The 13071-nt window shown below is 61.1% G+C and carries 9 protein-coding genes; 2 read left to right on the forward strand and 7 right to left on the reverse strand.

All coding sequences use genetic code 11. The features are described 5' to 3' along the window. Positions 1 to 24 precede the first annotated feature (24 nt). Positions 25 to 1704 (reverse strand): twin-arginine translocation signal domain-containing protein, encoded by a 1680-nt coding sequence (locus BWP39_RS31130; RefSeq protein ID WP_096726002.1) that lies wholly within the window; start codon positions 1702 to 1704, stop codon positions 25 to 27. Positions 1705 to 2270: 566 nt separating this feature from the next. Here BWP39_RS31130 and BWP39_RS31135 point away from each other — a divergent pair. Continuing rightward, complete coding sequence (locus BWP39_RS31135) at positions 2271 to 3143, forward strand: alpha/beta fold hydrolase (protein WP_096726003.1); 873 nt, start codon at positions 2271 to 2273, stop codon at positions 3141 to 3143. A 19-nt stretch (positions 3144 to 3162) separates the two neighbouring features. On the opposite strand, the gene BWP39_RS31140 is transcribed toward BWP39_RS31135, so the two are convergent. From BWP39_RS31140 to BWP39_RS31155, 4 genes are all read right to left on the reverse strand, one after another. Further along, positions 3163 to 3774, reverse strand: coding sequence for a TetR family transcriptional regulator (locus BWP39_RS31140; RefSeq protein ID WP_096726004.1), 612 nt, complete (start codon positions 3772 to 3774; stop codon positions 3163 to 3165). Between the two features lie 154 nt (positions 3775 to 3928). After that, the gene (locus tag BWP39_RS31145) at positions 3929 to 7186 is read right to left on the reverse strand and encodes an efflux RND transporter permease subunit (protein ID WP_096726005.1); all 3258 of its coding nucleotides are present in this window, start codon (positions 7184 to 7186) and stop codon (positions 3929 to 3931) included. 12 nt (positions 7187 to 7198) lie between these two features. Next, positions 7199 to 8419, reverse strand: coding sequence for an efflux RND transporter periplasmic adaptor subunit (locus tag BWP39_RS31150; protein WP_096726006.1), 1221 nt, complete (start codon positions 8417 to 8419; stop codon positions 7199 to 7201). Positions 8420 to 8604: 185 nt separating this feature from the next. Then, positions 8605 to 10095 carry an efflux transporter outer membrane subunit gene (locus BWP39_RS31155; RefSeq protein WP_235851485.1) on the reverse strand — a complete coding sequence of 497 codons (1491 nt, stop codon included), beginning with the start codon at positions 10093 to 10095 and terminating at the stop codon, positions 8605 to 8607. A gap of 257 nt (positions 10096 to 10352) precedes the next feature. On the opposite strand from BWP39_RS31155, the gene BWP39_RS31160 reads away from it, so the two are divergent. Then, entirely contained in the window at positions 10353 to 10985 is a 633-nt protein-coding gene (locus tag BWP39_RS31160) for a TetR/AcrR family transcriptional regulator (protein WP_207557210.1), read from the forward strand. 23 nt (positions 10986 to 11008) lie between these two features. Here BWP39_RS31160 and BWP39_RS31165 read toward each other — a convergent pair whose 3' ends face one another. Together BWP39_RS31165 and BWP39_RS31170 are read right to left on the reverse strand one after the other, a co-directional pair. Beyond that, positions 11009 to 11569, reverse strand: a complete 561-nt coding sequence (locus tag BWP39_RS31165; RefSeq protein WP_096726009.1) for a cysteine hydrolase family protein — start codon at positions 11567 to 11569, stop codon at positions 11009 to 11011. Between the two features lie 97 nt (positions 11570 to 11666). Next, positions 11667 to 13037 (reverse strand): GntT/GntP/DsdX family permease, encoded by a 1371-nt coding sequence (locus BWP39_RS31170; protein ID WP_096726010.1) that lies wholly within the window; start codon positions 13035 to 13037, stop codon positions 11667 to 11669. Positions 13038 to 13071 lie beyond the last annotated feature (34 nt).

The following is a 13071-nucleotide window of genomic DNA, read 5'->3' on the forward strand; positions in this document are numbered from 1 at the left end:
GGTCGCATGCAGTAACGCCCCAGCTCAAGAAATCGTGATGTCGAACTGTTCCCAGCCACCTACCTGAGTGGCACTGGCAATCAGCGGGCCCTGTCCCGCATTGCTCGCCGTGACATAGCACCCGTTGGCGCGCGATAGCAAAGCCACCGCGCCATTGGTACCCGGTTGAATGACGATGCGGAAGGTTTCCCACTGGCCTATCGCTGTGCGATTGGCGATCAATGGTTGGGCGCCTGCGTTTTCCGCGGTGACGTACTTGCCGTTGGCATGCGCGAGCAGCGCGATATCGCCGTTGCCCGCGTTGACCATGTCGAATTGCTCCCACTGGCCGACGGTTGTGCGGTTTGCAATCAGCGGTGCGGTGCCGGCGCTGTCGGCGGTGACGATCTGGTTGTTGACCCTCGCCGTGAAGCTCACAACCGTCGCCAAGCCCGTGCTGCTGCCCACTGTCGGAGCGGTGGGACGCACAGGCGTCAGCGCGAGCGTGCCTTTGAGCATGCGGCCGCCGTCGCCGGTCAGACGCAGGTAGTAGTCGGACGAACACGGTGTGCCGTCCTCATCGAGGCTCAGGTAGTTCGAGTTCGACGGTACGTCCGATTGTGTCGCCGCGGTTTTAGCGATCTGATGGCCTTCGTTGTACTCGTCGAACATCGAGATGTAGAAACCGGCCACGCCGAGGTTGGCCAGGTTGTAGAACTGGCGCCACATGTAGTTGCCGTGAACGCGTTCGCGTTGCGACAGATCGCCGGGCATCACGCAGGGCTGATAGTCGATGCCATGCGCGTCGCAGTCCGCCTTGTCGGCGGCGTTGATATCCACAGCAAACGCATCGGCTTGCTGGATCGTGCTCATCGCCCCGATCATCCACGGCGAGAGCATGTTGAACTGGTGGAAGACATCGAGAAAATTGGGGCGCACCGATTCGCCGGTGCGCCAGTGCGTCGGCACACCGCCGATCAGATACACGCCCTGGCTCTTGAACCACGCAACCACATCGGCACACACATCGGCGCTGAACGGCCGGCTGTCGTCATTGAAGCCGAAGCCCCAGATGCACACCACCGGCTTGCCGTTCTGCTTCGCGTAAGCAGGGGAGGCCGTCAGTGCGGACATCTTGCTGGTCCAGTCCGTTTTCATCTGCGTCTGCATGTCGGTCCATCCGGACACGTCGTACATGATGTAGAACTTGCGGCCGTAGGTTTCCGCCGCGGTGCGCACCTTGGTGGCCATCGCGTCGCGCGTCGGACCTTCGCTCGAATCGGGATTGAAGCGTTGCAGGGCGACGGTATCGATTGCGTTCTGCTGCATCCATGCGAACTGCGCGTTGACCGTATCCTGGTCGTAGTCGGAGAACAGGGTTGCGGCAGCGCCGCTGTGCAGCGGTGCGAAATTCGTTGGATACGTATGCGTGTAGTCGTGCATGTCGGGCCATGCGCGGATGCCCGCATTGGTCGGCGAGGGCGGTTGCGACCAGTTCTGCGACCAGTGCCACCAGCCGTTGATCGGTGCGCCATCGCCGAGCGCCGCAAACCAGCCCTGGTAACCGACGCTGACTTTGCCGACCACGTCGCCAGGCGCACTGACGGCGGTCACGCCGGAAGCCAGCGGCGCCGCCACTGCGCCGGAAACCGATGGCGAACCGATTGCGCCGAGCGCAGCGGCGGCAGCACTGCCTTTCAGAAACGAGCGACGCGAAATGCTCATGGTGATCTCCGGGACGATCGAATCGACGACCGCGAATCTGTTTGAGAAATGACTATGAAAATGCTGAATAAAGAAACCGATTACGTCGGGAATCCGGGTGGCCTGATGGCGTATCTCTGAACAGATAGCCGGATTGCATTGAATGACATTCCATTTATGCGAAACATAGGAATCTCATAGAAAAGCTCATTCCACTAAATGGGTTTCCACATCGGTTGAAATGCGTGACCTCGAATTCCGAGCGGGCAGGGCTATAGCGCGGACGCTATGCATGGAACCATGCAACGGACCGCAGTAAACCTGCCTGGAAAATCATGAGCAATGCACGAAATGCGAAACCACAGTAGACAGACAACGTACCTCTTTTGCAATCAAAATCTCTATGAGAGGCTTTGAAAAGCTAGATTGCATATTAATGGAATGTCTGACGTGGAATCACTAAGGGCGGGGAAACCCCAGCTGCGGATGAGATTTCAATATCCGCATTGCATTATTCGCACCCGGCGAAGAAGCGTATATTTGGAACCTCGTCATGTCCCGCCAATCAAGCGTTCACGATAAATGCCATGCTAGAAAAATCGAATCGAAGTGGATTACGCGTACGGCGCCTGTTCCTGTGTGCCTGCATGCTGTTTGCCGTACAGCACGCACAAGCCGAAGCGCGCTGGCAGACCTTGCCGCCCACTCCCGCGCCTGTCGCTGGCGAGCACCACGGCATTGCCGACGTCAATGGCATTCACCTGTATTACGCGACGATCGGCAGCGGCTCGCCGGTCATCCTGCTGCACGGTGGCCTGTCGAATTCCGATTACTTCGGCAATCAGATCCGCGCATTGATGAAGCACCACGAGGTGGTGATCGTCGACAGCCGCGGGCACGGGCGCAGCACGCGTGACGCGCGGCCGTTCGGATACGACCTGATGACCGACGATGTCGTCGCGCTGATGGACAAACTGAAGCTGCAGAAGGCCGCCATTGTCGGCTGGAGCGACGGCGCGATCATCGGGCTCGATCTGGCGATCCGCTATCCGGACCGTGTCGGCAAGGTGATCGCGTTCGCTGCGAATACGAAGACGGACGGTGTGGTCCCGGACGTCGAGAAGAACCCGACGTTCGCGGCGTTCATCAAGCGTGCAGGCGACGAGTACCGTCATCTGTCGCCGACACCGAACGAATATGACGCATTCGTCGAGCAGATCAGTCACATGTGGGCGTCGCAACCGAACTGGACCGACGCTCAGCTAAAGGGCATCAGGGCGCCCGTGCTGGTACTGGATGGCGATCATGACGAGGCGATCCGCCGCGAGCATACCGAATACATCGCCGCGACGATCCCCGGCGCCGGGCTGATGATCCTGCCGAACACCAGTCACTTCGCGTTCCTGCAAGACCCCGAAGCATTCAACTTCGCGATCGAGCATTTTCTCGGCGACAGGTAGTCGTCGCCATCGCGATACCTCAGGAAAAACTAAACCCCCGCAGGACCGACGCGACGACCCAGCGGGCCTCCGCTTCGGGTGCCGGGGGGAGTGGTTCGCGCAGGCTTCTGAGAAAAAATCCGGTCAGGCTGGCATGAATGACTGCGGCAGCACGCTGCGTATTCAGATCGGGCCGCAACTGGTTGCGTTCGATTGCTGCCCGCAATGCGTGGTCGATCTGGGTTTCGGCATGGCGCCGGCTCTCGTCGATCCTGTGCCAGAACACTTCGGTTTCGACCGCCGGTTCGCAGCGCGACAGGATGATTGTGTAGAGGCGCCGCGCGGAGCCCGCCGACAGCACCTGGGAGAGCAGAAACGTCAGGTTTCTTTGCAGATGTCCGAGCGGATCATCGTCCCACTCGCTCCACGTCGCGATAAACGGATCAACGGGTAGAGACGCGTCTTCGAATAGCGCTTCGAAGACGGCCAGCTTGTTCCGGAAGTGTCCATACACCGCGCCGCGGGTGACGCCGGCGGCTTCGGCTACATCGGATAGCGATGCACGCGACACGCCGCGTTGCATGAAGACGCGTTCGGCCGCATCCAGTATCTGCGCGCGGGTATCGAGGGCGTGTTTTCTGGTCCGTTTCATTGCCGGAAGTCCTGCCGAACGTTGGCGAGCGCCGGGGTGGCGCCGAAACAGTTTGACGGGTGCATTCGTGGCGCTGGGCCGTGTGGCTTCCCGGCAGGTGGCCGGCCAACGCTCACGAAGCACCCCCTGCCGGAAGCGGCAGGGGTATTGCTTATCAGGTATCGGTCTGGCCGTCGTGCTCGGCGAGCCGCAGCTTGTGTGTCACTTCGTCGAGCTTGTCGCCCAGCATGCGGCGTACCGACACGTAGAACACCGGGATCAGCAGCAAACCGAAGACGGTTGCGAACAACATGCCGCCGATCACACCAATGCCGATTTCATGTCGCGACGCGGCACCTGCACCGGACGAGATGACAAGCGGGAACACACCGAGTATGAAGGCCATCGAGGTCATCAGAATCGGTCGCAACCGCAGCTTCGCTGCATTCAACGTCGCATCGAAGAGCGTCATGCCGTGAGCCTGCCCATCCACCGCGAATTCGACGATCAGAATCGCGTTCTTCGCCGCCAGCCCGATCACCGTGACCATGCCGATCTTGAAGTAGATGTCGTTAGGCACACCGGTCAGCAGACAGAAGGTCAGCATGCCCAGCAAGCCCAGCGGAACCACCAGCAGCACCGCCACCGGAATCGACCAGCTCTCGTACAGCGCAGCGAGACAGAGGAACACGATCACGATGGACAGGATGGTCAGCAGCGTTGCCGAGTTCCCGGCCAGGATTTCCTGATACGACTGTCCTGTCCAGTCCGCGGCAAAGCCCGGCGGCAACGATTTGTTGATGATGCCTTGAATCGTGTCCATCGCCTGGCCGGTCGAATAACCCGGCGCCGAGTTGCCGACGATTTCGATTGCCGAATAGCCGTTATAGCGCGGCAGTGCCTGCGGACCCACACCCCAGGTCGCCTTCACGACGCTCGACAGCGGCACCATGTTGTACGGACTGATCGCGCTGTTGCTGACCGACGGATTGACCGGCGTCTGGTAGCCGCTCGCGTTGACGGCGGTGGCCGTGCTGCTCGAACTCGCGGTCGTCGACGATGAACTCGACACACCGCTCGGCGTATAAAGATGCTGCAGCGAGTCGAGGCCCATCCGGAACGGTGCATCCGACTGCACATAGACGCGCTTCACGCGGCCGGCATACGTGAACTGGTCGATGTAGGAGGGCGCCAGTTGCGACTGGATGGTGCTGTAGACATCGGCGAGCGACAGCCCCATCGACTGCGCCTGCACGCGATCCACAGTCATCTGCAACTGCGGCGCTTCAGGCAGCGAGTTCGGACGAACACCGTAGAGCACCGGATTCTTGGCCGCCTGACCCAGCAGCATGCCCGTGGCCTGTCCCAGTTCAGCACGCGATTGCCCGGCGCGCGCCTGCAGATACATGTCGACCCCGCCAAACTGACTCAACCCGCGAATGGTCGGCAGATTCACCACGAAGATCTGCGCGTCGGTAATGCTATGCAAGATCCCATTGGCTTCCGGAATCAGCTGCATGGCCGTTTTCGAGCGTGCTTTCCAGTCGGTCAGCTTGATAAAGATCATGCCGACGTTTTCGCTGTTACCGACGAAGCTGAAGCCCTTCACGTTGAAGATGCCTGCAATGTCCTTGCCGATCGGGCTGTTTTCCAGCTTCTTGTTGATCTCGGCCATCACCTGGCTGTTGCGCTCGAGCGTCGCGCCGGTCGGCAGACTGACCAGTGCCAGCATGAAGCCCTGATCCTCGTCCGGTACGAACGATGTCGGCAGGCGGGTGAACAGGAACCCGGTCAGCACGGCGACCAGCGCGAACAGAACCATCCAGCGCGGTGCATGACGAACCGCACGCGTGACCTGACCGAAATACGTATCGCTCAGCTTGGCAAATCCCGCGTTGAACCATCGGTAGATCCTGTTCGGTTTCTCGTCGTGCGTCGGCCTGAGAATCGCGGCACACAGCGACGGCGTGAACGACATCGCGAGGAACGCCGAGAAGCCCATCGAAATCGCAATGGTCAGCGCGAACTGCGCATAGATGATGCCGGTCGCGCCCGGCTGGAAGGCGGACGGCACGAACACCGCGATCAGCACCACCGTGATCGCGACGATAGCGCCGGTAATCTGGCCCATCGCTTTGCGCGTCGCTGGTTTTGGCGCGAGCTTCTCATCGGACATGATGCGCTCGACGTTCTCGATCACCACGATCGCATCGTCGACGATAATCCCGATCGCCAGCACCATCCCGAACAGCGTGAGCTGGTTAAGCGAGTAGTTCAGCGCCTTCAGGCCGATGAACGTACCGAGCAGCGCGACCGGAATGACCAGTGTCGGAATGATGGTCGCCCGCAGGTTCTGCAGGAAGATCAGCATCACGAAGAACACCAGCACGATGGCCTCGATCAGCGTACGGACCACGTCGGTGATCGACGCCGTGATGAACGGTGTCGTGTCGTAAGGCACGTCCCAGTTCACGCCGGTCGGCAGATCCTTCGCGAGGATCGCCATCTCTGCCTTGATTGCCTTGGCGACCGCCAGCGCGTTGGAACCGGGCAGCAGGTACAGGCCGAGGCCGCCCGCTTCCTTGTCCTTATAGGTCGCGGAAGAGCCATACGTCTGTGCGCCGAACGTGATGCGCGCAACGTCGCTCAGGCGGACGACCGTACCGGTATTGGTCGACGTCAGGATGATGTCGCGGAACTGCTGCAGCGACGAGAACAACGCATCGCCAGAGACGGTCGCGGTGAACGTCTGCCCCTTGACCGCAGGGTCCGCGCCGAGCGACCCGGTGGCGAACTGGGCATTCTGTCCGCTGATCGCATTGACGACCTGAGTCGTCGACAATCCGTAGCTTTGCAGTTTGTCCGGATCGATCCAGATCCGCACCGCATACTCCGACCCGAGTTCGAAGGTGTTACCCACACCGTTGATCCGCGCGACCACCGGCTGGATCTGCGAAGCGACGATGTCGCTCAGGCGTGCGGCGTCGATGTTGGGGTTGGTGGAGGTCAGGCCGATGAACAGCAGAATGTCAGGGCTGGCCTTGGCCACGACCACGCCTTGCTCGGTCACAGCGGTCGGCAGCAGCGGCTGCGCGAGCTGCACCTTGTTCTGCACCTGCACTTCGGCGATATCGGGGTTCGTGCCCGTTGCGAAGCTCAGCGTGATGGTCGCCGTGCCGTTGCTGCCCGACGTCGAACTGAAGTACAGCAGGTTGTCGATCCCGGTGAGCTGCTGCTCGATAACCTGCGTCACCGTCGATTCCATCGTGGCGGCGTTTGCGCCCGGATAGGTCGCCGTGACCGTCACTTCGGGCGGTGCAATGTCAGGGTACGAATCGATCCCCATGCGCGACAGCGAGATGACGCCGAGCAGACAGATCAGGATAGGGATCACCCAGGCAAAGACCGGGCGATCGATAAAGAAACGTGGCATGAGACGAGCTCCTTACGACTTGACGCCGGCAGGCTTCGCGCCTGATGCCGGGGCTGAGCCGACCTGCGCTGAACTTGCGCCCGTTGCCGGGGCTGGCTGCCATGGGTCGGCCTTGACGGGCGTTCCCTCACGCGCGCTCTGGATTCCCTGCACGATCACCTGGTCGCCCGATGCCAGACCGCCTGTGACGATCCAGCTGTTGCGATAGTTCTCGGTTGCGGTGACATCCTTACGCGCCGCCTTGCCGTCCGCGCCCACGACCATCGCGTAGGCACCGACGGTGTCGCGCTGGATCGCCTGTTGCGGAATCAGGAACACGTTGTTCTGTGTGCCGAGCCCGACCGTCAGCGAGACATACATGCCAGGCAGCAACTGATGCTGCGGGTTAGGCACCTTCGCGCGCAGATTGACCGCACCGGTGGTCGAGTTCACTTCGACGTCGGAGAAGTCGAGCGTACCGACCTGGTCGTACGGCCGGCCGTTGGGCAGGACCACCTGAACGCTGGTGTCGTTCTGCGTGGCAAGGGCGATACTGCCCTGGCTTTGCGCCTGACGCAGCGTGATCAGATCGGCGGCGCTGATCGTGAAGTTCACGTACATCGGATCCAGCTGCTGCACGGTGGTGAGCGCGGTGCCGCTGGAGCCGCTATCGCTCGTGCTGCTACCGACGAGTGCGCCGGCCGTGACCTGCTGCTGCCCGGCAATCCCGCTGATCGGCGAAGTGATCTTGGTGTAGCCAAGGTTGATACGCGCACCGTCGACGGCAGCCTGATCGGCCTGGACCTTGGCCAGTGCGCTGCGTTCTGCGGCTTCGGCATCGTCGACAGTCTGTTGCGAGACCGAGCCAATCGGCAACAACTTGCGATCGCGCTGCGCGGTCACCCGATTGTTGACATAGGTCGCCTGATCCTGCGCGAGCGTCGCGAGATCGCTGTTGAGCACCGACTGGTAGAACACCGGATCGATCTCGAACAGCAACTGGCCCGCTTTGACTTCGGTGCCTTCCGTATACGCGCGCTTGAGCAGCACACCGGAAACGCGTGCCGTGACATTCGCGCTGTAATAGGCCGACAGCCGCCCGACGAGATCGCGGTTGAGCGGCACATTCTGCGGCTCGGCCTTGATGACGCCCACCTGGGGCGGCGGCGGTGCGGGTGGAGTGCCCTTGCTGCAACCCACGAGGGCGATGAAACTAAAGGACAGTAGCGACGTGCGCACAGGCAGTAACGTCATAGGACACCATGCTTGCATGATCGTGGAAAGGAAAAAGACCGGGAGTCCGTGCACAAAGATCGGCCACGGACAGCACCTGAATACCGGTCTGGATGAACCGCTTGCGGTGCGTCATACGACGCGTGTCCGGAACATTGCACTCGAACCGGACACCGCAAATCAAACTGGATGAGTCCCTGCATCGGTTACCGCGCCGGAAGTGCTGACACGGTTGCTGTTGCCGGCTGCTGCCCGGTGGTGGCGACAGCATCGACGCCCACACCTTTGGCGTCATCCCACTGCCAGCCGCCGCCGAGATTCTTCACCAGCGACACACTGCTCTGCGTCAGCAGGGCCTGCGTATCGGAGAGGTTTTGCTGGGCGAGCAGCAAGGTGAGTTGCTGGGTCAGCAGGGCCTGCTCGCTGACGGTACCCACCTGGAACTGCGCATGCTCGCTGTCGAACAGTTGCTGGTTGCGACGATAGATATTCGCGAAGGCATCGGCTTGCTGCTGCAGATGGTTCCACGACGACAGACCATCCTCGACGTTCTGGAATGCGGTCAGAACGGCTTGCCGGTAGCTCGCGACATTTTCGTCGTACGTGGCACGCGCTTCGCGCACTGCGGCCGTGCGGGCGCCGCCGTCGAAGATCGTTCCTGCGAGCGCGGGTCCGAGTGTCCAGAAGCGGTTCGGCAGCGAGAACAGGTTGGCGAGCGCGCTATGCTGATAGCCACCTTCCGCCGATAACGTCAGCGTCGGGAAAAATGCAGCTTCGGCTGCGCCGATCTTTGCGTTTGCCGCGGCGGCCGTGCGTTCGGCGCTGACTACGTCGTAGCGTCGCTGGAGCAACTGCGACGGCAACGCAAGAGGAACGGCAGGCGTGACGAACGCGTAGTGCGCATTGGGTTCGATCGAGAAACCGCCGGGCGGCACGCCGATCAGCACCGCAATGGCGTGCTCATCCTGTTCGCGCGACGTTTCCGTCGTCTGCAGATCGGCGATCACGACTTCGAGCGTGTCTTGCGCGGTCAGCACGTCGTCGTTCGACGAGATGCCTTCCTTGAAGCTGGCGCGCGTCATCTCGAGGATGCGCGTGTCGATCTGCTGCTGTTGCTTGAGCAGATCGATGTCGACGTCGGCCTGGCGCAGTTCGAAGTAGTCGGTGGCGAGAGCGGCGGCGATCGACAGGCGTTGGCCGGCGAGTTGCGCATCGCTGGCCTGCGCGCTTTCCTTAGCCGACTCGACTTCACGTCGCACTTGTCCCCACAGGTCGAGCTCCCAGCTTGCCGAGAGATTCGCGCTGACTGCATTGCGCACACCCGGTGCCGAAACACTCGTCGTACTGTTGCCCGCCGATGCTGCGCCAGCCCCCGTACCGGAGCGCGAACCCGATGCGCCTGCGGTGATGGTGGGGAACAGGCTCGACGTATTGGCTAATACAGTCGCCTGCGCAAGCCGGTAGGCTGCTTCTGCCTGAGCAATCGACTGATTCGCCTTGAGCGATTGTTCAATCAGGTGCGTCAGCGTATCGTCGTGGTAATCAAGCCACCACGTACTGGACAGCGACGCTTGCGGATTGGCCTGGGCGCGTTGCCAGTCGACCCCTTCCTTGAAGCTGGCGGGGATTTCGACGGTCGGCTTGCGATAGTCCGGACCGACCGCACAGCCCGCGGCGACCAACGTCGCAACGGCCATGCATCCATATTGCAGAACACGTAGACATACCCGCGCTGCGGGCAACCTTCGAGTACTAAAGCTGGGAGATGCGCTCATTCACGAACCTGCCGATGGGGGTTGACCCTGGAACAATTTGTTCCAAGCGTAATATATTCTAATCAACGAATCAATTAATATAAAATTACAAAGCCTTCAATTCTTAATAGATATTAATGGAAAAGTTAAGACAGTGTGGGTGCCGGCCGCCTCCGAAGGTGAGGGACGCACGGGAATATATGCTCGACACCGCAACGCGCCTGTTCTCCGAGCAGGGTGTTGGCGCCACCACGATTGCACAGATCGCCACTGCCGCAGGTGTAACGTCGGCGATGGTGCATTACTATTTCACGAATCGCGACACCTTGCTCGACGCGATCGTCGACGACCGACTCGCACCGGCAGTCCAGTTCGTCTGGGAGCCGGTCACCGAAGCGGCCGGCGACGATCCGTTCGGCATGATCGAGGCACACATCAGCCGCCTTTTCACCATCGCTGAACGGATGCCCTGGCTACCCTCGCTGTGGATGCAGGATAACTTTTGCGAAGGCAGTCTGTTGCACGAGCGGATGGTGCGCCACCTGCCGATCGAGAAGGTTACTCTATTTATCGAATTGATTACGCGAGCCCAGCAAGAGGGTGTGGTCAATCGGGAGATCGAAGCGCCTTTGCTGGTCAATTCCCTGTTCTCGCTGGTGATGACACCGCTCGCGACGTCGAGAATTCCGGGCAAGCTGCCCGGTATGTCTGGGGTTGGGCGGCCGGTGCTCGAGCGGCACGTCAAGGCGCTCGTGACGGGGGGAATGCGGCCGCATGGCAAGTCGCCAAAAAGCAATGCGGCTCACCGAGGACAGAAGTGTGCCGCCAAATAAGCCGCTGATGACATGCGTTTTGACTACAGCGCGGCGAGGACCGTTGCGGTATCGAGCACGGTAGCAAACTCTCCATGCAGGCTTGCCAGTGCGGTTTCGTGCATCTGCTGCGCGCTGAAGTGCTGTCCGTCCGGAGCGCGGCGCCCGAACGTCGCCGTGGCGTCCGCCACTAGGTAAGTCTCGAAGCCCAGGTTGCCGGCCATGCGCGTCGTGGTCGACACGCAGTGATCGGTGGTGATCCCGACAATGACGAGCGTAACCGCACCTCGCGCGCGGAGTTGCTGCTCGAGATCGGTGCCGATAAAGCCGCTGTTCACTTCCTTGAAAATGACCGGTTCTCCCGGTAGCGGTTCGGCTTCCGGTTTGACGGTGAAGCCGGGGCGATCCGGATGAAACAGACTCTCCGGTCGCCTCGATCGGTGCTGCACGTGAATGACCGGTCGGCGCGTTTGTCTCCAGCCGGCTAGCAGCGCGGCGACATTGGCCTCGGCGGCGAGGTTATTGCGCTGTCCCCAGCTCGGATCGTCGAATGCTTGTTGTACGTCGATGACGATTAGCACGGTGTCCGGCGACAAAGATTGCATAGGGGCTTCCTTTGTATTGGCATGCAAGATGAATCAAAGGATCCATCTTCAGCGCTTGCGCGTTAGCGGGCAAGCGAAGCCCCTGATGCCGGTACGGTCAGACGAATGTCGACAGACCGAGCGTCAACACAAGAGCCGAGATCGAAATAATTGTTTCGCATACGGTCCAGGTCTTGAAGGTCTGCGGCACGGTCATGCCGAAGTACTCCTTGACGAGCCAGAAGCCGCCGTCGTTCACATGCGAAAGAATCAGCGACCCCGCGCCGGTTGCCAGTACCAGCAACTCGGGCCGCACGGCGGCGGCGGTACCCACTGCCGCCGATGCGATCGGTGCGACGATGCCGGCAGCCGTCGCCATGGCGACTGTCGCTGAGCCGGTCGCAACGCGGATCAGCGCCGCGACGAACCAGGCGAGCAACAGTAGCGGCATATGCGCGCCCATCGCCACATCGACGATCGCCTTCGACGCACCGCTATCGATCAGAATCCGCCCGAAGCCCGCGCCCGCGCCGACGACGAGCGTGATACCCGCGGTCGGTGCGAGGCACTCGTTGGTGAACTTGAGGATGGCTTCGCGTCCAAAACCGCGCGCGCTGCCGAACGTGTAGAAGCTAAGCAGCACTGCGAGCAGCAGTGCCATGTCCGGATGGCCGATCAGGTGCAGTACGTTGTTTACCGTCGACTTCGGCGGTGCGATCAGATCGGCCCAACTGCCGACCAGCATCAGCAACACCGGCAGCAACACCGTCAACAGCGTGATCGAGAAACTGGGCAACGCGCGTCCGGCGCGTTGCGCGTCCTGCTCGATAAACTGCTGCGCCATCGGATTCACGCCGTCGAGCACGACGAAGCGGCTCGCGAGTTTCGAGAACAGCGGTCCCGCGAGCGCAGCGGTCGGAATGCCGACGATCAGCGCGTAGAAGATCGTATGGCCGATGTCCGCGTTATAAGCGGTGACTGCAAGCAACGCAGCAGGGTGAGGCGGAATCAGTCCGTGCACGACCGAAAGACCGGCCACCATCGGAATGCCGACGCGAATCATCGAAGTGCCGGTGCGTTGCGCGACGTTAAACGCAATCGGAATCAGCAGCACGAAACCGACTTCGAAGAAGACCGGCAGGCCGACGAGAAACGCGATGCACATCATCGCCCAATGGACGTTCTTCGGTCCGAACAGATCGATCAGCGTGCGCGCGATGCGTTCTGCGCCGCCCGACTCGGCCATCATCTTGCCGAGCATCGTGCCGAGCCCGACCACGATCGCGATATGGCCGAGTGTGCCGCCCACACCGGTTTCGAACGACTTGAGAATCGACGTCATCGGCATGCCGACCGCGAGCGCGAGCGCAACCGATACGACCATCAACGTGATGAACGGATTCATCTTGAACCGCGCGATCAGCACGACGAGCGCGACGATGGCGATCAGTGCATAGACGAGTAACAGGCTTCCTTGAACAGTCGCCATGAGTGCTCCTGAAAACAAGATTGAATCGACGTGA

It is taken from the genome of Paraburkholderia acidicola (genome assembly GCF_002362315.1).
GTDB lineage: Bacteria > Pseudomonadota > Gammaproteobacteria > Burkholderiales > Burkholderiaceae > Paraburkholderia > Paraburkholderia acidicola.